This window comes from Klebsiella sp. PK01, from assembly GCF_057624675.1.
The window spans coordinates 300774-322507 of the sequence record NZ_JBYEZM010000006.1 but is presented as its reverse complement, the minus strand read 5'-3'; the positions used below and the strand labels follow the sequence as shown (position 1 = coordinate 322507).

Below are 21734 nucleotides of genomic sequence, written 5' to 3'. Positions count from 1 at the left end.
TCACACAGAGAAAAGGTGGGCCTTAATTCAATGAGCGCTATCGATGAACCTGAATCCTTTTCCACCCTGTTTATTTTTGCTGTTATTACTTTCTGCCCTGAATACGATATCAACCTGCCATGCCGCGACAGCAAAGGTGGATAATTGCGAAGTTGGCTGCCCAACCGGCGGCAGCCAACAGACGCTCTTCCGCGCAGCCTACACGCTGAACAACAACCCTCACCGTAAGCTGGCCAACTGGGTAGCGTATAAAATCACCCGTGCCAGCGAGGCCAGCAACCGGGAGAGAGTGTGGAAGCAGGACCCCGATTTACCCGCTGCCGATACCCTGGCGCCCGCCGACTATCGCCTGGCCAACACCTTACTGGCGGTCGATCGCGGCCATCAGGCGCCGCTGGCGAGCCTCGGCGGCGCGGCGGACTGGCCTGCGCTGAACTATCTGTCGAATATCACCCCGCAGGAAGCGGCGCTGAATCAGGGAGCATGGGCGCGGCTGGAAGACGCGGAGCGCGCGTTGGCCGAGCGCCCGGAAGTGACGGCGGTTTATGCGGTTACCGGGCCGCTGTTCGAGCGGCATATCGCCACCCTGCCCGCCGCGCCGGGCGTGGAGATCCCCAGCGGCTACTGGAAGATTATTTTCCTCGATAGCGGCCCGCAGAGCGGCCAGTACGCAGCATTTGTGCTGGACCAGGCGACGCCGCGCGATGCTAATTTTTGCGACCATCAGGTGACGGTGGCGGAGATCGAGCGCCGCACCAGTCCGCATTTGACGCTGTGGTCGGCACTGCCGGCCTCTGTTTCTACATCGCTAAAGACTCTGCCGGGGACGCTGGCGCGGGAGATGGGTTGCAGGTAGGGAACGGAGGGGTAAAGTTGTCGACCTGTCGCGATTAACAATCGGCGTCTTACCGCCAGCCAACAAACCAGGTATAGTTGCTCTCCCTGCCACCGCTAAGCGCTGTTGATATTGTATGAAGCTCGGTTATTTTTGTTACTTCCTGCTGGCCCTTGCCGCCGTTGGCAGCCTGTTGCTGCCCTATTCCATCGCCATGTGGTTCCTGCTGGCGAACGTGCTGACCTGGCTTATCTACGGCATCGACAAATTAGCCGCCCGTAAAGCCTGGAGCCGGATCCCGGAATCCACCCTGCTGACGTTCGGCTTGCTTGGCGGATGGCCGGGCGCGATTGCCGGGCAGCAGTGTTTTCGCCACAAAACCCAGAAGCAGCCATTCAGAACATATTTCATTATTAGCATCGTGCTGAATGTTGTGGTGCTGGTTGGCGGATATTGGCTGTATCGGGGATATGGGGTGTAGGGTTGATTAGTTGAATCTTGGCTAAGCAAACTATTAACGAGAAAGCAGAAGTAGATCGCGAGGTTTATTGGATGATTGGCAAGAATCGTAACTAAGTGAAGATGAGGGCTGGGACAGTTACTACTTTTAGCCCACCCGCTGATAATCGTTCTCCCTTGATCCCACGGCCACACAGCATGCACTCACCATACTGATGTAATAATGAGAAGGATTAGGAAGTTGTTCCATCAGCCATGGCTGCTCAGTTGAATATTCGCAATCAGTGGTAGCCACCCACCACACCGGCTCGCCATCCAGCATCATCGGCTGGGCTTCATGATAATGTTCATCCCAACCGCGACCACTCGTATCAGCATAGGCTTTAGCTATAGCAATAGCCTGTTCGCGAGAAATCATCGTTGAACTCCGTACCAAACACTATACATTATTCCTCCCACCGTGATTGGCCCTAAAAGCATGCCAGCAGCTTCATGCCTCAATAAAGAGAATGTTATCTCATAAGTATTACCTAGCGGAAATTTAAATCCCTGAATGATGTACTCTCTACTCATACCTCTGGCTCTTAACAAACCAATAGTTTCAGCAAGGGCCTCTTCAAGATAACGTAATATTGAATCGCCACGGATAATCTAGACACTTCCGAGCCGTTGATAATACTGGTTTTCATATTCTGTCGGTGACATCTGATTGCTTGAACCATGCCGACGCTTACTGTTATAAAACATTTCGATGTAATCAAAAATATCGCTGCGGGCTTCTTCCCGCGTTCCGTAGATCTTTTTTCTTTATCCGTTCGCGTTTCAGCAACTGGAAAAAGCTTTCTGCAACCGCATTATCGTGACAGTTACCGCGACGGCTCATACTCCCCTCCAAGCCGTGTGATTTCAGAAACGACTGCCACTCATGGCTTGTGTACTGACTGCCCTGGTCCGAGTGAACCAGCACCTGTTTTTGGGGATTACGCCGCCATACAGCCATCAGCAGTGCGTTCAGGACAATGTCCTTTGTCATCCGGGATTGCATTGACCAGCCGATAATTTTGCGTGAGAACAGATCAACAACCACGGCAAGATACAGCCAGCCTTCGTGGGTCCTGATGTAGGTTATGTCCGTTACCCAACGCTTATCCGGAGCATCCGGATTGAACTGTCGCTGGAGCCTGTTGGGCGATACGATACTGGCCTCGCCTTTGCGTGCCCGCGGGCTCCGGTACCCGACCTGAGCCTTTATCCCGGCACGATTCATCAGTCGCCAGACTCTGTTCACTCCGCACTGTTGCCCGCTATCCCGCAAGTCCAGATGGATCTTGCGATAACCATAAACGCAACCGGACTCCAGCCAGAACTGTTTGATCTGTCCCGTCAGTCTCAGATCTACCTGGTGGCGCTGAGAATACGGTTGCTTAAACCAGGCGTAAAAGCCACTGGGATGAACATCCAGCACCCTGCAGAGCAGACGAACAGGCCAGCAACGGGAGTTGTCACGAATAAAGGCGTACCTCAGTCGGACAGCTTTGCGAAGTACGCCGCGGCTTTTTTAATATGTCCCGTTCGTCAGTAACCCGCTTCAACTCCTTCTGGAGTCGGCGGATCTCGGCCTGAGTATCTGACTGTTCTTTATTAGTGGATGAGTCCGGACCGAACTTCTTTATCCAGGCGTAAAGGCTGTGGGTGGTGATATCGAGACGTGTTGCAACGCTGGAAACAGAATGACCGCGATCAATAACCTGTTTGACTGCTTCAATTTTAAACTCTTCGGGATAACGTTTACCGCTCATGGGCACCTCTCTTTAAGTCATCTTAAATGACTCTGAGGTGTCTGTTAAACCCGTGGCGATTCAGAGACTTAAATCAGCCAACAGGAGGAGTATCATGGGGCCAATGCCAAAAACAACCTGATTTGGATACGACCGAAATAATTTTGCCTATCCAATAGAGTGTTAATAGCTAACTCAGAAAAGCTAGGAAATCGTGCTTCTTATTGTTACTGTATAACAAAAAAATGAGGTCACCATGAAAACTACGCTATACAAAGATTTCACCTTTGAAGCCGCACATCGACTGCCCAACGTGCCTGATGGCCATAAGTGCGGACGCTTACACGGACACTCTTTTGTGGTTCGCCTTGAAATCACAGGCGAAGTAGATAATCACACCGGGTGGATTATCGATTTCGCCGAACTGAAAGCAATTTTTAAACCCACGCTAGATAAGTTGGACCACTATTATCTCAACGACATCTCCGGCTTAGAAAACCCAACCAGTGAAGTACTAGCAGAATGGATTTGGAATCAGGTTAAGCCACAACTGCCTATCCTTAGCGCAGTGGTAGTGAAAGAAACTTGTACAGCTGGTTGTATTTATCGCGGCGAATAAGCACACGTTTAGATGGCTGGTTGCAACTCCGCCAGCCCTGCTATCTCGTATTGATGTATAAAAGCTGAAAATGAAAAAAGTTTAATCTTTAACAAAATCAACAATATATTCACACCAACTTTGGTAGTTGAAAATACGAATTTAATCCCCCCTGAAGATCCATAATCATTTGACTCACATACATTTTTCACTTGAATGTGGTGCTATCTCATTTTTACCTTTTTTCACTTGAGTATGAATTTTATCTTAGTATCCTATTCATATTCATGTATTTATAGCAACCGCACATAACATCATTCAGATTTGGGTGAATTTCAACCCAAAAAAATAACATACTGTTTTTTCTAGATAAAGAATGCAATCTTCTATTAAGGACTAAGAGGATGAACATACTACCAATCGGGTCACTGGTGGTCTCTGAGCATTTTGAGGGTACTGGCAAAATCGTCAGCGTCAATATCGATTCAAATTTCGCAACAGTTGCTTTTTTTGAGTCTCCTGCGCAACCTTATGCACGTCAAATTGAAGTAAACCGGGATAAATTATCACTAACAATACCGCCCGAAGAGGCTGTAATTTATTGCCTTGAACCTCAAAGTCAGCGCTGGGCACGCGCACGCTTTGGAGGATCTAGACCTAATGGTGATTTCCTGGTCATTTTTCGTGAAGAAGAATATGCAACGCTCCCGATTGATAAAATCTTTGTTCTCAACAAAGCCTATGATACTCCAGTAAACCCTGCTGACTTTCTTGCCTTACAAGCAAATGACGCGCCGTTTTTTTTTCCTCTTCGACAGTCCTTTATTGAAACCTACATCCAGCAACGCGCTGCATGCCGCGCGATGGCGTCCATTTCCAGTAGTGCCGTTGAACTCGAACCCCACCAATTGGCTGTGGTACGCCGTGTGCTTCAGGATAAAAACCCCAAGTATATTCTGGCCGATGAGGTTGGTCTGGGGAAAACCATCGAAGCCGGAATGGTCGTCCGTGAACACGCGTTAGAAGCAACTGGCCACGTCAGCATGCTTATTGCGGTTCCGGCACCGCTCGTTAACCAGTGGCGGGAAGAACTGGGTGAACGCTTTCAACTGAAACAACTTATTATTGATGCCTCTACGGCCCTCGCAGGTTTGCGACAAAATGAGGTCACAGAAGGCATCGTGATTTGCACCCATTGCGATGCCTGTACCCTGATTGAACGGGGATTCACCCCTTCACTTATCGCGGTCGATGAGGTCCACCAGATTGCCTCCTGGCCGTGGTCAGGAGATAAAGATGAACGTTATGACTTCAACCTGATCGCTAAGGGTTGCCGGAAAGCCCACTACGTTCTGTTACTCACGGGGACCCCTCTGCATGGGCATGAAAGGAACTTCTTGTCGATGCTGCACTGTATTAATCCCGAAGCCTACCAAGTGGATGAGACCCATCTGCAAGACTTTACCGAACTGGTCAAAAATCGTGAAAACCTCGGCGGGATCTTCTCGGGGTTAGTACCTTCCGTCTCAAACGTCAGCTTACGCCGTAATCTGGAAACACTGCAGCAGCAGTTCCCAGAAGATACTGTTCTGATGACACTCTGCCAGCAACTCATCCCGCTTATTGGGACGTTCTCCCCCAATACCCAGGAGCGTGAAGAAAGGATCCGGGATATTCGTCGGCACCTAGGGGAAAACTATCGCATTCATCATCGACTGTTGCGTAACCGCCGTCAGGTTTCACTCAGCTTCGATGAAACGAAAAACCTCAACCTAAACCTTCTGTTTCCAGGGCTAAATGGAGCAGCGGAGTGCCGCTGGTATTGCGATGGGTTAGCGTTAGACGAACTGATTGATGAGTATCGTTCATTATCTTTACTACCGCAGAATACGCAGTGGGCAATGAGTGAAGACACGTACCTCTTCTGGATTGACGATCTCCTATCCAGCCCACTCTGTGTCATGCAACGCGCTAAAGTACATTTGGGTGAAGCGGAACGCACTCAGGAAGAACGAGATCTGTTAGAACACATTGTTTCAACTGCAAAAAATGAACTTCAGGCCATTGATAACAAGCTTGCCATCACCCTGAATGAGTGGCTGCAAAAGAATTCAACAGGAAAAGCCATCGTCTTTTGCGATCGTCCGGATCTTGCCCAGCACTTGGCAATAAAGCTCGAACTGCTGCTGGAGTACCCCCTGGAGCGCTATCAGCCGGATCAACCCCTGATGTACCTGAAACCCGGCAGCCCCATTCGGATCCTGATCTGCGATAAAAGCGGCGAAGATGGTCTGAATCTCCATGGGGGTCTGCGACTGGCCGTTCACTACGGTTTACCGCGCTCTTGTAGCCGTATTGAACAGCGCCTTGGTCGTCTGAACAGGTACAGTGCAAACCTGAAAGGCGTAAAACCCGTCCAGAGTCTGATCCTGAAAAATCACGCCGACCGCGGATTACGCAACGTGTGGGCCAGTATTCTGAAAGACAGCATTGGCGTATTTAATAACACCATTGCCAGCCTCCAGTTCGTCCTCGACGATTATCTGGAAAATGCGTGGCAAAATGTCTACCAAGAAGGTCCGGTGGCCCTTGAACGTATTGCCAGCGAATTCCCTGGCGAACAGGGCATTCTGGCCAACGAAACGCATAAAATTAACATGCAGGAAAAGCTGCTGGCGATGGATGACGAGATTGCAGAGGCGGCGATTTTTGCGCAACAGATAAGCGCTGACGATCATCTTGCAGTAGCGCAGTGTAATGCGCTGACAAGTTGGATCACGCGTGCACTGCGTTTTCGCGCCACCGGCACCGCAGAAAAAGGTATCAAGTTTCAGTTCGAACTCTCTGACCGCAGCACAGGGACGTTGGTCGATTTTAAAACCTTTCTCACCACCTGCATGCTCAGCTTCGATAAAGAAGGGGGTAACCCACCGTCAACGCATCTGATGAGCGCTGAACGCATTCCGGCGATCGACGGAACAACCGTTTATCCGCTGCGTTATGGGCAGCCATTTGTCGATACGATCTGGCAACTGTTAAACCAAGATGCCCGGGGCAGTTCCATGGCGGTACTGCGGGTGCTCCCAAAGCCATTGAATGAGCCCAATTACTTCTTCCAGTCTACCTGGCTTGTCACCCATCGCCAGACGCAGGACACCTACGCCCAACGCCGTATCGCAGACGAGTTGTACCCGCCGCGTATTGTGCAACACTGGCTGTCCTCTAAGGGTACACCGGTGACGAATCCGCAGTTGCTGGAACTGCTCAATAGCGAGTACGCCAAACATGAAACATCGCAGAAATTCTATGCAGATATGAATCTGCGCCCTAATCTCTGGCAAGAAATTGAAGAGCTTGTCTCACCGGACACCTGGAAAGAGATGGTGGAACGAGTCTATGCCAGTGACCGGGAACAACAACAGGCAACCTTCGGCGAACAAGCCAGACTCCAGTTAATGGCCGTCAAAGCCGTGGTGGTGTGCAGCAGAAATCTACTGGAGGAAATCGTCTGATGGAAGAGGAATGGTCACGCCTGCAGCAGGCGCTAACCACCTGTTTTAGTCAAGGGGTCACCTTTAAGGACGGTATCGAAAATCAGTTTCTGAACAGACTGATTCAGATCATCACCGATGCCTCGGCAGGTCATGGTGACATTTTTGCCGGCTACGCCGATGCGTTACGTGCCGCTCACGCAAGTGGTATTAGCGCGCCGTGGCTACCCCTGCCGCCGGAACTGACCGACGCTCCGGCGCCTGAGTGGGGCATGACAAAGTCGCCTGCCGCGCAACAAATTCAACTGGCTGAAGATGCGGACCTGGCGCTGACCAGAGCCACCTATCAGCGTAAGATCCGCAGGAACTTGCTGCGCCCCGAGACCGATCCGGCACTGAAGCGCCTGTTACCCGAGGAGCCCTGGCTGACTCACTATCAGGGATTCGGTCAACAGGCCGCCATCCGGACGCTGCTAACGTCTGATAATAACTGTACATTGCTGGTGAATCTGCCCACCAGTTGCGGTAAAAGTCTGCTCACCCAACTCCAGGCGCTCAGCGCACCGACAAACACCCTCACGCTGGTGATCGTCCCCACCGTCGCCCTCGCAATTGAGCAGGCTGACGACATGCAAAAACTGCTTCGCGGCACCGACCAAGATCATGGTGGAAGTTATGCTTGGATCGGAGGACAAGATCAGCCCTCGCGTCAGGCAATTAAGGAAAGAATCAAAGCGGGGACACAGCGTGTGCTCTTCTGTTCCCCGGAATCCGTTCGCTCTTCTTTGGTTCCGGTGCTGTTTGAGCTTTCCAGACTGAATATGATTGGCGCGATCGTCATCGACGAAGCGCATTTGATCGATCAATGGGGCGCAGAGTTCCGCCCTGACTTTCAGCTGATTGCCCCTATGATTCGCTCACTGAAAGCCCTAGGAAAATGCCGTTTTCGTACGCTGCTACTTTCGGCGACTTACAGCAAAAGCACCCGGGACATTCTGGTCGAGCAGTTCCATGATGAAAACAGCGAACTGATTGAAGTGTCAGCTAATTTCCTACGCCCGGAGCCGGAATATTTTGTGCATCATGAGGCAAATGAAAACGCGCATCGTCAGCGGGTCGAACAGCTTCTGATGACCTTACCCCGCCCGCTGATTTTGTATTGCACTACCCGTACAGATGCGGAAATGTGGTCTGCCCGTCTGAACGAACTGGGCTACTGGCGAACCGGCATGTTCCACGGTCAAATTGACACAAACAATCGCAAGAAATTGATTTCAAAATGGAAAAATGACCAGCTCGATATCATGGTCGCTACCTCTGCCTTTGGGGTAGGGATGAATAAAAAGGAAATCCGCAGCATCATTCATGCTGCCATTCCGGAAAATATCGACCGCTATTACCAGGACTGCGGGCGTGCTGGGCGTGACGGCAGATCCTGCCAGGTGCATCTGGTATGGCATAAGGCGCAAATGAAAACGGCAAAATCGCTGGCCGTTGAGACGCTGATTGGCGTAGAAAAAGGTTTTGCCCGCTGGAAAGCAATGTTTGACGATCGTAAGAAAAGCCCGATCGCTGACTACATGATTTCACTGAACACCAAGCCCGTTCATATTGATCACCAAGGCGATAAAAACGAAGCCTGGAACCGTCGGACATTGCTGTTAATGCAAAGAGCCGGACTCATCAAACTGGTCTTTGCTGATCCGAAAATTCCTGACGACCTGCGAGATAATCTGGATGACAACAACACGCAACTGATTGAATGGTTCGAAAGCTACTATAACCACGTTCATATCCGTCACTGTGACGATGCGCATTATTCAGAAGCGCACTGGAACACCCATGTGGAGAAGATCCGCCAGTCCGAGTTGAATAACCGCCGGGCAGCCTTTACGGTAATGGAAATGTGGTTGGAGGATCCTGGCAAACCACTGTGTAAAATTCTGCAGAAATTCTATGAATATCAGAGCCATCCTCCCGAGTTAACCTGTGGAGGTTGTCCGGGATGTCGTCAGAAAGGGAAAGGAGCGTTTTCGCCCACCGTGGGCACAGATGTACAAATTTTACGCTCCGAGCCGAAGAAAAAAGCACTCTTCGTAGGTGCGGAAAAGAAAGTTTATTACAACGAAAATATGAAGTTACATTCGTTGTTGATGGAACTTCGTGTGACGTTGCGGTCGCTGATCACCTCTGGCGAATACGTGTTTATTCGTGCAGACAGGCCAGTGTTCCTGCAACTAGAGAACAACCTGGATTCGCTTTCGCATTTCTGGAGCGCACAGAAAATGACAGCACCTGCATCGGATGGACCAGAGATTGTGATCATCCCTAACACGGCCAATGCGTTCCCAGACCTACCCATGACGCGCTTTGAGCGAATTATTATTGCACCTGAGCATCTCGCCGATCCTCAGTTCCCACATCGAACATGGTGTGCAAGCGCCGCTAATGCGCTGTCGCTGGACACTTTTATCAGGCAACTACAACATGTCAATAATTAACAACGCAAACCCAGGAAGCGGCCTGATACTGCTTCCTTTGATTGAACGCGTTCTGCAAAGCGCACAGGAACCGTTGTCTCAGGACACGCTGCTCGCCCGCTATCGTCCTGATAACCTGCCCACTAACGATAACGCATGGGGAAAATTAAAAGAGAACCTGAGCTTCTGGTGCAATCTGGGACTCTGGCCGATGCTCGACGGAAAGATGTTACCGCTTGAAGCAGGTGTGCGTCCGTTGGCGCATCGGTTGCTTGCCTGTACGATTGATGCTTGTCGTGAAAACGGCGTTGCCAGTGGGAATGAATGCGAACCGCTGTGGCGGGTACTGAGTTGCCTGTTGAGCCTTCAGCAACACTCGCTCGGGGGCCTGGAACCTCTCTCCCCTACGATCATCACCAACAAAGTGCATAAATGGTTACCCGGCGAAACCATCAATACCAACACCGAAAAACTAGTGAGAGAATTTGGTCGTTTTCTCGGTTTTCTCGAGTTAATGCCGGACGGAAATTATGTCACCGATCCTACCCGGGCCATTCAATATTTTCTGCCGGAGATCTTTGACGATACGCGTACCCTTCCCGCCAAAATCTTTATGGCAAACATGGCGGAGGTCATGCCAATGATGGACGGGGGCCAGTTCAGAAACTCCGTTCATGACGTGATGCAGCAGGAAAAAGACTGGGTCGCGCCGGAAGGTGACAATATCTGCACCAGCACATCCGTTGCGCTGCAACGACTTGAAATCAGTAAGCGCATTATCCTCGCCATCGGCAGTGATGATAAAGACGCCTTATCACTCCACTTACCTGGCGGTAAAATTCGCCGGGTTAGCCAAATCACGCTAAGGGAGGATGCAGAATGAGCATGATGGAGTACTGGCCATCCAGGAAAAATATCGTCCAATGCATTCGCAATGAAGCAGAAGAATTAGAGGATCATGTGCTTCTGGCCGTGCATGAACCGATGCTACTGACCCGACGCGACGTCAATGAAAATCATAAAATATTACGTGACGAAGACCTGTTCCAGCAGTTACTTCATACGGAGCGCGCCATCCCACTGATTGGCCGCTCGGGGATGGGGAAATCACATCTGGTGCGCTGGTTAGACTGCCGGTTCAACATGTACCTGGCGGAAAACGACCAGAGCGAGCAATGGGAAATTGTCCGGATACCCAAAAACTCCAGTCTACGACAGGTGCTTTTACGCATCCTGAAAAACTTGACGGGGGAATTTTTCGACAACGCACGCATGCGCGTTAATGAAGTAACAGAACAGTATCCGGCGAAAGATCTGGCAGATCTACTGTTGACCATGATGGCCCATCAGTTGCAGGACATGCAAAAAGCGGTCATGGAAGAAGGTCAAACGCTGCTGGCACAAGGTAAAGACATTCCAGCAGACCGACTCGCCTATATGGAAGCCATCATTGAAGAGGTGGAAAACGGTATCTGTGATCTGATCACCGACCCCAACTTCAAACAGAATCTTCTGAAGCCGGGCCACTGTATTTTCAAACTTGCCAGTCGGATGAGTAGTGGTCTGGAAGAAGGAGAAGAAGATCATGATAAATATGAACTTCTTCCGGAAGATCTCTATTTTGTCTTTGAGCCTGACGATCTGTCCGCGCGTGCACGCCGCTATCTTAACCATTCTCAACTGCATGAGTCAGACCAAGTGGAGGCGCGTACCCGTGCAGCGCGCGTGCTCAATGAAGCCATGCATACCTCGCTGAAATCACTCTTCAAGCGCCTGTTCACCTTCAATGGAGGATCTTTTCAGGAGCTTTTTCAGGAAATCCGCAAGGAGTTTCTGCGACTTAATCGCCGTCTGGTGATTCTGGTAGAAGATATGGCGGCGATCTCCGCCATTGAAGATGTCCTGATCGACAGCCTGATCGAAGAAGCGGCACCTGGCGGCGTGCAAATTCTCTGCCCTGTCCACTCAGTGATTGCAGTCACCGACAATTATCCCGGCTATAAACGCCGCCAGGAAACGTTAATCACGCGTGCTGGCTACGAGTGGGTCATCGAGAACGTCGATAAAGACAATAACGAAGATCGTATTGTCTCGCTCTGTGGTCGCTATCTGAACGCCGCACGCTTTGGATCAGAGGAGTTAAAAAACAGTCCTGAGCAAGGTAAGCCCCAGTGGCCACCTGTCTGGCACAGTGATGAGATCCCCAATGCACTAGAAGATTTTGGTTATTCTGCCAATAAGAAATTCCCGCTCTTCCCGTATAACCGCAATGCCATTTTGGCATTGGCGGATAAGCATTGCCGCGACAGCAGCGGCGAGTTGATTTTTAACCCGCGTACAATCATTAACCGCATCCTGTTAGATATTCTGCGCGATTGCAGAATAGAAGCGGAAAAAACACAGTTCCCGCCAGCAAATTTCGCTGGAATTCATGCCGTTCCCGAGATCGAAGACAAGATTTCACAGATAGTTGTCAACCGGGTTGGCAGTTCGGTGACGCTTGCCGCCATCTGGGGATATGGCATTGATTCATTTGATGAACTACGCGAAAAACTGCCGGGCAGCGTTGCGAGTGCCTTTGGCCTCGATGAACTAGCAGCGCAACTGAATGGCAAAGGTCCCACCATGGAGTCGGCGGAACCAGCAACAAAGAACGCACACGAAACGGCGGGCAAAATAGGCAGTACGCCGGCGGGTAAAAAGATTGACAATCCGGAATTCAAACCGAAAGAAGAGGCAAAATACACTGCCAAATCCGAACTACCCTTTATCAGGGCGGTCCGTGCATGGGTGAATGACAATGTCATTCTGCCGCAGGATGTTGCCCGTGATTTGCGTGCGGCACTGAACGCCTGTTATGAAATTCATGCACAGCCAGAGTTGTTCGGTATGTCTTCTCGGCCACCGCTGAAAGAAGGTCGTTTTACGTTGATTTCACTGCCAAAAGCGGCGTCTGACCCCTCAAGCATTATTACGAACTTTTACTCTGAGCAGGACCTGACCGATCCTTCCCGACGGGTAGATGTGTATAACGCTGCGGTAGCCCTGTTACGTATCCAGTATTACGCCGGTTTAAAGCAAGGCTTTAATTATCCAGAGGCGCAGGAAGACTACACTCGCTATCAAAACTTCATCCAGTGGTGGGTGCCGCAGGCTACGGAAAGCGCCATTAATCACTTCCGGGCGCGTAACTTACAGGATGCGCTTAAAAAGCATCTGCAAAAAGCTCTGCTGCTTGGCCTGGTGACGGGTAAAGAAGAACCGGCGGAGATCGTCAATACCCTATGCCTCACCCAGAAAGGTGTCGGGAGAACCGAAGGGAAAAGTACCGGTCGAACGCTGACGACCTCTCCTTCCGAGATCTGTTTCAGAGGGATTGAGGCGACCCTGCATCCGCACGCCAGCGCCAGAGTCGCCGAAGCCAGGGCGCAGGCGCTCGTAGGATGGGATGATGCCAGAAAAGCGTGGCTTGAACAGGTTGCCATCACTGAGCAAGGCTCAGGCTTGGGCAGCAGTCGTGCGCTGGATGCCGATGTAATATATTCCTCGCTGAAAACAGTGTTAAAACAGCCGCTTGGTGCGGAAATTGAACGTGCGGCGCTCTCCGTCAAACAGGAACTTGCCAGCACGCTAAAAAATGTTCATCTCTTTGCCAACATTAAAGATAGCGACGATTTCCTCAGCCAACTGAACGACTGGCAGACGTTTATTGAGACTGTGCGGACCGAGCACTATCCCACAGGCAGCGCTCAGTACAAACCATCTTCGTGGCTGCTGGGTGAAATTGAAGCCCTCAGAACCGACGCCGAGGAGAGTCTGGCGACTTTAATTGCGTTACTTTCCATTGAAAAACAGAAAGATAGTTCGAAATTGTGGCTGGAGATCTGTCGACTTGACGGTGACTACGTTTCAAGAATCAGCAGCGTACTTGCGCAATGGCAACTGGTACAACCCAAGATCGCGTTCACACTCCAGCAGATGAACGCCAAAGGGGATATCCAGCAACTGACTCTTGCTCTGAATAAAGTGAATGACCGTCTGAAAACACTTGTGAGCGATATCATCGCCTCTGGAGCCGATCAATGACCACCTTGCGCCAACAACTGGCTGAAATGCAAAAAGAACTCGATCTTAGCGTTCAGGCTGGTAAGGCCTCACAAATCATCGATAAATGTAATCTGGTGTGCAGCAAAACTAACACCATTGCCGATAAGTTTGCATTGCTTAAACAGCAATATCCAGCCCAGCAACAACTCCCGCGGGGCATTGCGGTTACCTGGAATGACGAGCAGCGTAGCGAACTGATCGCTGCCGCGAACAGCGTCAAAAGTCTCAAGTTACAGTGGGGACGCTGGCTGAAAAACCAGTCGGTAAACAATCCCGGCGAGGAAGAAAACCTTGTAGATCAGGAAGAGTCGCCACAGAACTCTCTAGATGAGACGCTGGCCGCTTCAGAGGAACCTACCGCTTACGACATCATCCAGAATGATTCCTTGACCCATTGCGTCAGCCAACTCGGCACCCTACACAAGGACCTGAGCAAAGAACTAAAAGATGCCTGGGATGCATGGTTGGAAGAGTTACATCAGCAGGTTCATGTCGATGACAAGACACTGAATTTCCAAAAAAATGCGAACAAATTTGACGATATCGCCTCCGACTATGAGCGTCGACGTCAGGATTTCGAAAACTTAACGCAGTGCCAACCAGTTAGCGGTGAAAAGATTCACCAAATCAAAGCGCTCGCCGAAAAACTGTATTCCCTGCGCGGCATGATGAAAACAGACTGGCCTGACGTGGTGCAAGCATTTTTCAATAGCATTAATGGCCCGCAGAGTCTCCGCCCGACGTTAAGTGCCCTGACGCCCGAGGTGCTTGAGTGGTTAAGGGATGAAGAGATGCTGGATGAGTTCGTGATCACAAGGAAATAGTTTATGTCTACGGCTGATTTGTCCCACTTGCACCAGGCGCTGGACCTGCTCGAAGAGCGGGAAGCGGAACTGCTGGTCTGGGGGGATACGGATGGCGCATTTACCCATGCCGATATCATCTCACTCTTTACCCGGCACCTGCCCTACGAAGATGCAGAGTCGTTACTGGCAGAACTGCAGAATGCTGCCATGCTCTTCAGCGTCCCGACCAGCAAAGGGGGGACGCGCTACCGCACGCGTATGGCGGAATCGGTCTACCTGTTCCGCCACCAGCGTCAATGGTTCCGCGATCAACCGCTTCAGCGAGCCCGGACGCTTGTCGCCGACTACCGTTTCGTCCGTCGCCCGCGCAACTATCCGAAGCGGGAACTTCCGGCGCAAACGGTGCTGAGCAAATGGGTCGACGTCCCGTGGATGAACGAGATTAAACGCAAGGCGCTTTCCCGACTGATCGGCGACTTTTCCATTGCCGGCTTTCAGGAACGCTCAACCGAACGTATTTTGCGCGCCTGGCACTTTCATAGTCATCATGCTCACGCGAAAGAAGCCACCGGGACCATTGTCTGTGCCGGTACGGGGAGTGGTAAAACGCTGGCGTTCTATCTCCCGGCACTCACCTCGCTCCTCAATGATATTCAGCGCGACAACGCACAGCGGGTCAGGACGCTGGCACTGTATCCGCGTAAAGAACTGCTTAAAGATCAGTTCATGGAAACCTGGGGCAAATGTCGTAAACTCGACAGTCAGGCCCTAGCACTGGCAGGACGCAAGATCCGTATTGGTTCTTTTTTCGGTGACACCCCGTTCAACCATCAATACGCAACGAAAGATAAAGACAAGGATATGCCCTTTGATTTACTCCGTTGCACCACGCCGAAATGTCCGGGGCAAATGCACTGGAAAGCAGAAGATATCAAAGCGAAAAGAGAGATTCTTCGTTGTAGCCACTGCGATCACAGCGTAGACAGTGACGAAGTGATCCTAACCCGCGTCTCGCTGATGAAAAACCCGCCTGACATCCTGTTTACTACCACCGAAATGCTCAATCAGCACCTCGGGAATAACCAAACGAATCACCTATTTGGCGTTGGCATCGGCGTAACACCGCCGCCGGTAGTCCTGCTGGATGAAGTACACACCTATGTGGGGAATACCGGTGCGCAGACAGCCTATCTGCTGCGACGCTGGATGCAACTTGCACGCAGTCGCCCCCATTTTGTCGGGCTGTCGGCAACGCTAAGTGACGCCGAACGTTTCTTCGCCGATCTGGTAGGCGCGCATAAAAAACATGTGGCTCTTATCGAACCGAAGCTCCACGAAATGGAAGATGAAGGGGCTGAATATCTGCTGGCATTACGCGGTGATCCGGTCTCGCAAACCGCCCTGCTGTCTACTACTATCCAGACCAGCATGCTCGCCCGGCGTATTCTGGATACGAAAAGGAAAAAATCACGCGGGACATGGGGGCAAAAAACCTTCGTCTTCACCGACGATCTGGATATCAATAACCGACTTTATCATCAACTGTGTGACGCCGAAGGCTGGCGGTCACGTGGTCAAAACTTATACGTTGCGAAACCGCCGCTGGCCGCTCAGCGTCTGGAAACACCGCAAAACAGCCATACGCTGACTCTGGCAGGACAGAACTGGCGTATCGCGCAGGATATTGGTCACCCACTTGACGAAAATGACCGGGCCATCGTTGCCCGAACGTCCAGTCAGGACGTCGGGGTCGATCCTAGAGCGGAAGTGGTTATTGCAACCGCGTCGCTGGAGGTGGGCTTTAACGACCCCTCAGTTGGCATGGTTATTCAGCATAAAGCGCCACGTAACGTTGCCTCCTATTTGCAGCGTAAAGGGCGTGCCGGTCGTTCAAGAACTATGCGTCCGTGGATGGTCGCAGTCCTGTCCGAATTTGGCCGCGACCGCGTCGTTTATCAACGCTATGAAGAGCTCATTAATCCAGAGATAAAAGGACAGTCGTTGCCGATGGGCAACATTCATATCCAGAAAATGCAGGCGGCAATGGCGACACTTGACTGGCTGAGCATGAAGATCCCCGGAAGTAATATCTGGTCATTGCTGAATAAACCGCAGACAAAGCGAGAGTCTCTTGACCATCTTGATCGTATGTTCCACCTGATTACCGCCGTGATCGAACAACATGCGTGGCAGCAGGAGTTGGAAAAGTATCTGTTCTACGCGCTGCGCATCACTGACGAGCAACTTCAGCGTGTACTGTGGTCGCCGCCCCGTTCGATCATGATGGAGTTGCTGCCGACATTAAAACGACAACTCACCACCCAATGGTCGCGGATGGGCCAACCGGAGGCAGACCGTTCGACGGGACGTTCCCCGCTGCCGGCCTTTATTCCTTCAGCGCTATTCAGTGAACTCAATCTGCCGGAAATGGAGATCCATCTCGAGCGGAAGTTCAAGAAACGTGAACATTTGCCCTTTATTCAGGGTCTGAAAGAGTTTGCGCCGGGGCGCATTTCCAAGCGCTATGCCGTTTACTCCGACAATGAAGCAGACTGGCTTATCCCGAACAACTTTGTTCCGGCGATGAATTGCGTTTCGGATGTTGATTTTGAAATTGAGCAGGCTTTCGGCGATACCTGGCAGCCCGAGTGTATCATTGAGTATGAAGGTCAGCCCCCTATTAGGGTCATTCGCCCGATGCAGGTGCTTACGCGCGCGCTGCGATTCGAGCAAAATCTCACCGAGAAAAGCAACTCGCAACTGTACTGGCATACCCGGTTTAACCCAGACGATCAGGCCGATCCGCTCCCCATTCCTGCCGGCCCGTGGACGGACACCCTCCGCTCCATTACGTTCTTTACCCACCAGAACATGACACCTCTCGACGTCACGCGTTACGCCACCCACGCAACAGCCTCATTACGCAATAAAACCAAGCAACAGGCGCATGTGAACTTCAGGTGGGTCGACAATGGCGAGCCTGTCGGGGTTGGCGTGCGGCAGTGGGTGGATGGCGCCCGGCTCAGATTTACGCTGCCGCCCACTCTGCTGCAACGCCTCCGGCATGACCCGGCCATTCAGCGCGCACTGCGAACGCTCTATTTCCAGCATCGGATCAAACATGAACCACGCTTCGAATATGACACGTTCACCGCTGACTGGATCTACGAGTGCTACCTAGCGGCGGTTACGCGGGAATTGGCCACACAGTCGTCTCTGGCAGACTCTATCGCGGAATTAAAAACCCCGGACGGCCTACGTCGACTGACTGATATCGCGGACACACTCTTCCAGGCAGAGAATATCTTTGAAAATAGCGAGGATGGTGAAGACGACGCCGAAAGCCAGGAACTGCAGCAACATTTGCGCAACCTGTTTAAAGAGACCGACATTCAGGAAATGGTGGACAGGCACAGCGCGATCCTGACTCAGGATCTCAGTGATGATGTCGATTTTCAGGACTGGCTACAGCATCTGCTGACAACGACCCTTGCCGGAGCGGTCAAACAAACCAGCCACCTGTTGCTGCCGGATGTCGATGAACGCGGTCTGGTGGTGGATACCGAACTCAACGACGAAGTACTGGACATCTGGCTGACCGAATCAGAACCCGGCGGCTGTGGCATCATTACCCGTCTGGAAGACGTTTTTCATCAGGATCCGGTCTCCGTACTGAATCTGTTTATGCGTAGTTTTGCCGCCAGCGATTACGAGCAGATCGACTACGACCTGTTCGAAATGCTTTCGCGGCTCCCCTCTTCCAGCGAGCTCCAGGAGGCCTTAAATGCGATACGTAAGGCCAGCAGCCATCCGCAGCGCCGTGAGGCTAACGCCCACCTCAGAGCGCTGTTAAAGGCGCAGGGATTTGCACTCAGTCACAGTTTTATGTCGGTGCTGCACACACGGGTACTACGTCCGGGCAGCCAGGCATCACATGATGCGCAGATGCTTGCATATCTCAACGCATGGCGGGAACTGGAAGACAAAGCCGGATACGAAATCGCTCTGAATATTTTTGCCCATACCCAAGCGACGCAAGAACTGCCTGACGCCAGTGTGATTAAAGTTTTTGAGCGCTTTTGCAAAATTCAGGGAATGCTCTGGCAGCGCGGCAATGCCATCCGTCAGTCGGTTCTCAGCTATTACAATCCGTTTAAGTCCGGTAACAACCTGACTGAACGACTGCTGCTAAGCTCACTGTTTCAACAGACGGCGTGCAGCATCAGCATCAGCGAGAACGACTGGTTAGCGCAGTTACATCACGCCATTACCCAACACGGCTTTGCAGAACTGCATATCCCGCGCGAGGCCCGCCATCGTATTGTGGAAGTGATCTCTCTGGTGCAGGTGACCCCGATTGAGTACTTTGGTTTGCATCTTTATCCCCGCGAATCCGCCGTGGATTATCAGGGTGGCAATCTAGTGTTACGTATTGAACTGGCCGAAGCGCTGCTGTAAGGAACGCAGAAATGGAAGAACAACGACAAATTTTCCTACATGGCCCACTGGGCCAGCGACATTTGCGAGAAATTCTAAGCGCGCAGTTTAGTGGCTTGATCCTCTACCCAGAACCGATCTGGCTGATCTCACCGTGGATGAGCGACTTTGACGTGATTGATAACCGGGGCGGTCAGTGGAGTTTTCTTGATCCTTCATGGGGGGCCCGGATGGTCAGCTTCCAGGAATTGCTCGCCACCGCCGTCAACAATGGCTGTCCGCTACGCATCGTGACACGTGAAGACACGCGCAGCGTGGTCTTTATCGAGCGACTGTTGACGCGCTTATCGCCCGATCACGACATGCAATACCTATATCACGAGAACCTGCACGCCAAGGGGTTGCTGACCAAACATTTCTTTCTGAAAGGATCCATGAATTACACCTGGAGCGGCGCAAACCTGAACGATGAGCATCTGCTGTTTTCAACTAATAATACGGTGATTTCAGATGCGTTGATTGAATTTAGCGGCCAGTACACCTTTGGAGACACCCATGACTGATACTCCTCAATGGGTGCGTGACTTCTTTGGCAACGGAAATTTACTGAAGCTGGACAGGTTGCTAGAAAACGTTGAAAACGCCTACCCTGCGGACTTAAAAACCGTCTTACTGCCGCTCTACGAGAGCGCGACTGACGCTCAGTGGCCGATCATTCTGCCCTGGTGCGATGCTCATCGCTGGGTATTTTTTGCCGCGGCAGAAACGGATCGCACCACGCTGGAGCTCAGCAATGTGTTGAATGCCAGGCTGGGGTCTGCCGATGTTATTGCCGATAGAAGGGTGACTTTCGTCCCCGCACAGGGAGCGACATCGCTGTCTGAAACGGCTCTGCTGACGCACTGTCCGGCCGGATTTATCCGGATCGAATTACTGCCCACAAAGCAGAAAGATAAACCAGCAAAAGAGCGGGTCTTCGCCGCGCTCAAAGACGTTATCGCCCTGTTTCGTGATAGGCCATCAATCGTACGCACGGTCAAACGTCCCTTTGGGCGGATCTTGAGTGATTTCATTCTGGCGAATAGCCAAAAAGACGAAGCCACAAGCGACGCTTTACTACAGGAACTGAAGAACAACGGCGCGCTTTCGCGACGCAACCTTATGCTGCTTGAACTCCAGCAGGCGGGTAAGTTAGAGAAGTGGGACACGCTGCTGAATCACGATTCGCTTGCTGATTTGGTTCGGGGACGCATTCCCACAACTCTGATGCGGATGCTGCTGAAAGCATACCAGCAGCGCTTTTTTACACCCGACATCCACGGGTATCCGCAGGCCTCCCCGGCGGATCTTCGCCCGCAATGTCTGGCGCTACACCCTCTGTTTACGCAGATGCCTTTTTTATCCCAGGATGAGGCTGACTTTGCGGCGTGGAAAACCTGGGCCACCGGCGTGATGCTTATTGGCGAAGTCGACCTGCTCAACGCGTTACCAGAACGCCTAAAAACCGACTGGTTGAGTGGATTGCACACCTGGGCCAGTCGGCCGTTCTACGTTGTGAGTCCGTCAGCAGCGACAGCGACGGCGTCGCTCCCGGATACGCTGCAACAGCTTGCCGCATATCTGCAAACCTCCCTGACCGCAACGCAAGAGGAGATTACCGGCTACGCACAAACGCTCCACACGCTTGATCAGCAGTTGATAGAGCAGGCGATGGCGGTACCACTGCTGAAAACACTCATCGAGGAGATCCGCCATCTGACCAATCCGCAAATCGTGGGCTGGGATATCTGTTTCTCCCGACTATGTCAGTCAGAAGTCGACAGCAACAGCCTGGTGCAACTGGTCGCGCTGGAAAGTGAAAACTGGCCCGCCGACTCGTTCCATGAAGCGACGATGCTCCAGTTACTATCAAGTCAGGTTCCACCAGACGCGTTCCCGATCCTGCGTAACGTGATGCCTGCCTTTATTGAATGGCTTGAACGTCATCAGTTCAGTCTGAGTAGTACGACGTGGCTAAAGTGGCTGGATGTTCTTGCGATGGAACAAAGCGTCAGTCAGGCGGATATCAAGCTGGCCACAATGGTGACGGACCGCTTCCTACAAGGCTCTGTTAGCCAGGAAGCGTATCAACAGTCCGGTGCCATGCTGGAACTGATCGTCGAACGCGCCAGTTCATTCCGCAACCTGCCAGCGCTGGGCGAGTTGATCGAACTCTTCCTTGATGCTCCGGTGCAGGATCGGGCGACGCTCACCTCGCTGTGGCTCAGCGTTCAGTCTTTTGTGAGCGGAATATGGGCGCGATTAGATCCGACTACTCGTACAGTGATGCGCAACTTGGCGACTGACGTGCTAGGGGAAGGTGCAGAGCGCGTATTTCCGGCTGAGCAGGATAGCTGTACGGCAGATGCAGAAGATGAATTGCCGGACTTATCCGGAGCCAGAGTGGCGATTTATAGCCTGACAGAAGGCGCGGTAAGACGCGCGAAACGGATGCTGGAAACGCTGTTCCCCGGGATCAGAGTGGAGATCAGCCATGCGCACACTGCAACCGACAAGTTGATTAATCAAGCAAAACAGGCTGATTACTTCATCTTTTCTGCAGGCAGCGCCACTCATCAGGCCTTTTACGCGGTCTCAGCACAGCGCAGAGATTTAATCTACCCTACAGGTAAAGGTGCCGGGTCAATGCTGAACGCGTTTATTGCGCACGTTCAGCAGGTCTCTGCAGTAGTGGCATAAAAAA

General features: G+C 51.8%; 12 protein-coding genes and 1 pseudogene. 11 read left to right on the top strand and 2 right to left on the bottom strand.

All coding sequences use genetic code 11. From position 1 onward, the window contains the following. The first annotated feature begins 136 nt into the window (after window positions 1-136). Both AC22LX_RS20280 and AC22LX_RS20275 read left to right on the top strand, forming a co-directional pair. The gene (locus AC22LX_RS20280) at window positions 137-856 is read left to right on the top strand and encodes a DNA/RNA non-specific endonuclease (protein WP_487334174.1); all 720 of its coding nucleotides are present in this window, start codon (window positions 137-139) and stop codon (window positions 854-856) included. A gap of 115 nt (window positions 857-971) precedes the next feature. Then, on the top strand, window positions 972-1316 hold the full coding sequence (locus tag AC22LX_RS20275) for a DUF1294 domain-containing protein (protein ID WP_047053152.1): 345 nt from the start codon (window positions 972-974) through the stop codon (window positions 1314-1316). A 126-nt stretch (window positions 1317-1442) separates the two neighbouring features. On the opposite strand, the gene AC22LX_RS20270 is transcribed toward AC22LX_RS20275, so the two are convergent. Further along, window positions 1443-1712, bottom strand: a complete 270-nt coding sequence (locus AC22LX_RS20270; RefSeq protein WP_042894158.1) for a hypothetical protein — start codon at window positions 1710-1712, stop codon at window positions 1443-1445. 233 nt (window positions 1713-1945) lie between these two features. Then, window positions 1946-3093 (bottom strand): annotated as a pseudogene (locus AC22LX_RS20265) (IS3 family transposase). 235 nt (window positions 3094-3328) lie between these two features. Here AC22LX_RS20265 and queD point away from each other — a divergent pair. The 9 genes from queD (at window position 3329) to dpdD (ending at window position 21730) form a co-directional block, all read left to right on the top strand. Further along, window positions 3329-3691: a 6-carboxytetrahydropterin synthase QueD gene (queD, locus tag AC22LX_RS20260; protein WP_047053975.1), complete on the top strand. Its 363-nt coding sequence runs from the start codon at window positions 3329-3331 to the stop codon at window positions 3689-3691. A gap of 383 nt (window positions 3692-4074) precedes the next feature. Next, window positions 4075-7182 carry a protein DpdE gene (dpdE, locus tag AC22LX_RS20255; protein ID WP_047063876.1) on the top strand — a complete coding sequence of 1036 codons (3108 nt, stop codon included), beginning with the start codon at window positions 4075-4077 and terminating at the stop codon, window positions 7180-7182. Next, the gene (gene dpdF / locus AC22LX_RS20250; RefSeq protein WP_047053971.1) at window positions 7182-9662 is read left to right on the top strand and encodes a protein DpdF; all 2481 of its coding nucleotides are present in this window, start codon (window positions 7182-7184) and stop codon (window positions 9660-9662) included. The genes dpdE and dpdF overlap by 1 nt, the downstream gene beginning before the upstream one ends. Next, window positions 9649-10524, top strand: coding sequence for a protein DpdG (gene dpdG / locus AC22LX_RS20245; RefSeq protein ID WP_047053969.1), 876 nt, complete (start codon window positions 9649-9651; stop codon window positions 10522-10524). The genes dpdF and dpdG overlap by 14 nt, the downstream gene beginning before the upstream one ends. Then, the gene (dpdH, locus tag AC22LX_RS20240) at window positions 10521-13727 is read left to right on the top strand and encodes a protein DpdH (RefSeq protein ID WP_487334173.1); all 3207 of its coding nucleotides are present in this window, start codon (window positions 10521-10523) and stop codon (window positions 13725-13727) included. The genes dpdG and dpdH overlap by 4 nt, the downstream gene beginning before the upstream one ends. Then, complete coding sequence (locus tag AC22LX_RS20235) at window positions 13724-14572, top strand: hypothetical protein (protein WP_047053965.1); 849 nt, start codon at window positions 13724-13726, stop codon at window positions 14570-14572. The genes dpdH and AC22LX_RS20235 overlap by 4 nt, the downstream gene beginning before the upstream one ends. Window positions 14573-14575: 3 nt before the next feature. Next, entirely contained in the window at window positions 14576-19012 is a 4437-nt protein-coding gene (dpdJ, locus tag AC22LX_RS20230; protein WP_487334172.1) for a protein DpdJ, read from the top strand. Between the two features lie 11 nt (window positions 19013-19023). After that, on the top strand, window positions 19024-19554 hold the full coding sequence (gene dpdK / locus AC22LX_RS20225; protein WP_047053963.1) for a phospholipase D-like domain-containing protein DpdK: 531 nt from the start codon (window positions 19024-19026) through the stop codon (window positions 19552-19554). After that, entirely contained in the window at window positions 19547-21730 is a 2184-nt protein-coding gene (gene dpdD, locus AC22LX_RS20220) for a protein DpdD (RefSeq protein WP_047053961.1), read from the top strand. Before dpdK ends, dpdD begins: the two co-directional genes overlap by 8 nt. The last annotated feature ends 4 nt before the right edge of the window (window positions 21731-21734 follow it).

Bases quoted from the DNA above. Each gene is read 5' to 3' on its own strand.
- dpdG (WP_047053969.1), top strand. From the start codon at position 9,649: ATGTCAATAATTAACAACGCAAACCCAGGAAGCGGCCTGATACTGCTT.
- dpdJ (WP_487334172.1), top strand. From the start codon at position 14,576: ATGTCTACGGCTGATTTGTCCCACTTGCACCAGGCGCTGGACCTGCTC.
- dpdD (WP_047053961.1), top strand. From the start codon at position 19,547: ATGACTGATACTCCTCAATGGGTGCGTGACTTCTTTGGCAACGGAAAT.
- dpdE (WP_047063876.1), top strand. From the start codon at position 4,075: ATGAACATACTACCAATCGGGTCACTGGTGGTCTCTGAGCATTTTGAG.
- AC22LX_RS20275 (WP_047053152.1), top strand. From the start codon at position 972: ATGAAGCTCGGTTATTTTTGTTACTTCCTGCTGGCCCTTGCCGCCGTT.
- AC22LX_RS20270 (WP_042894158.1), bottom strand. From the start codon at position 1,712: ATGATTTCTCGCGAACAGGCTATTGCTATAGCTAAAGCCTATGCTGAT.
- AC22LX_RS20235 (WP_047053965.1), top strand. From the start codon at position 13,724: ATGACCACCTTGCGCCAACAACTGGCTGAAATGCAAAAAGAACTCGAT.
- dpdK (WP_047053963.1), top strand. From the start codon at position 19,024: ATGGAAGAACAACGACAAATTTTCCTACATGGCCCACTGGGCCAGCGA.
- queD (WP_047053975.1), top strand. From the start codon at position 3,329: ATGAAAACTACGCTATACAAAGATTTCACCTTTGAAGCCGCACATCGA.
- dpdF (WP_047053971.1), top strand. From the start codon at position 7,182: ATGGAAGAGGAATGGTCACGCCTGCAGCAGGCGCTAACCACCTGTTTT.
- dpdH (WP_487334173.1), top strand. From the start codon at position 10,521: ATGAGCATGATGGAGTACTGGCCATCCAGGAAAAATATCGTCCAATGC.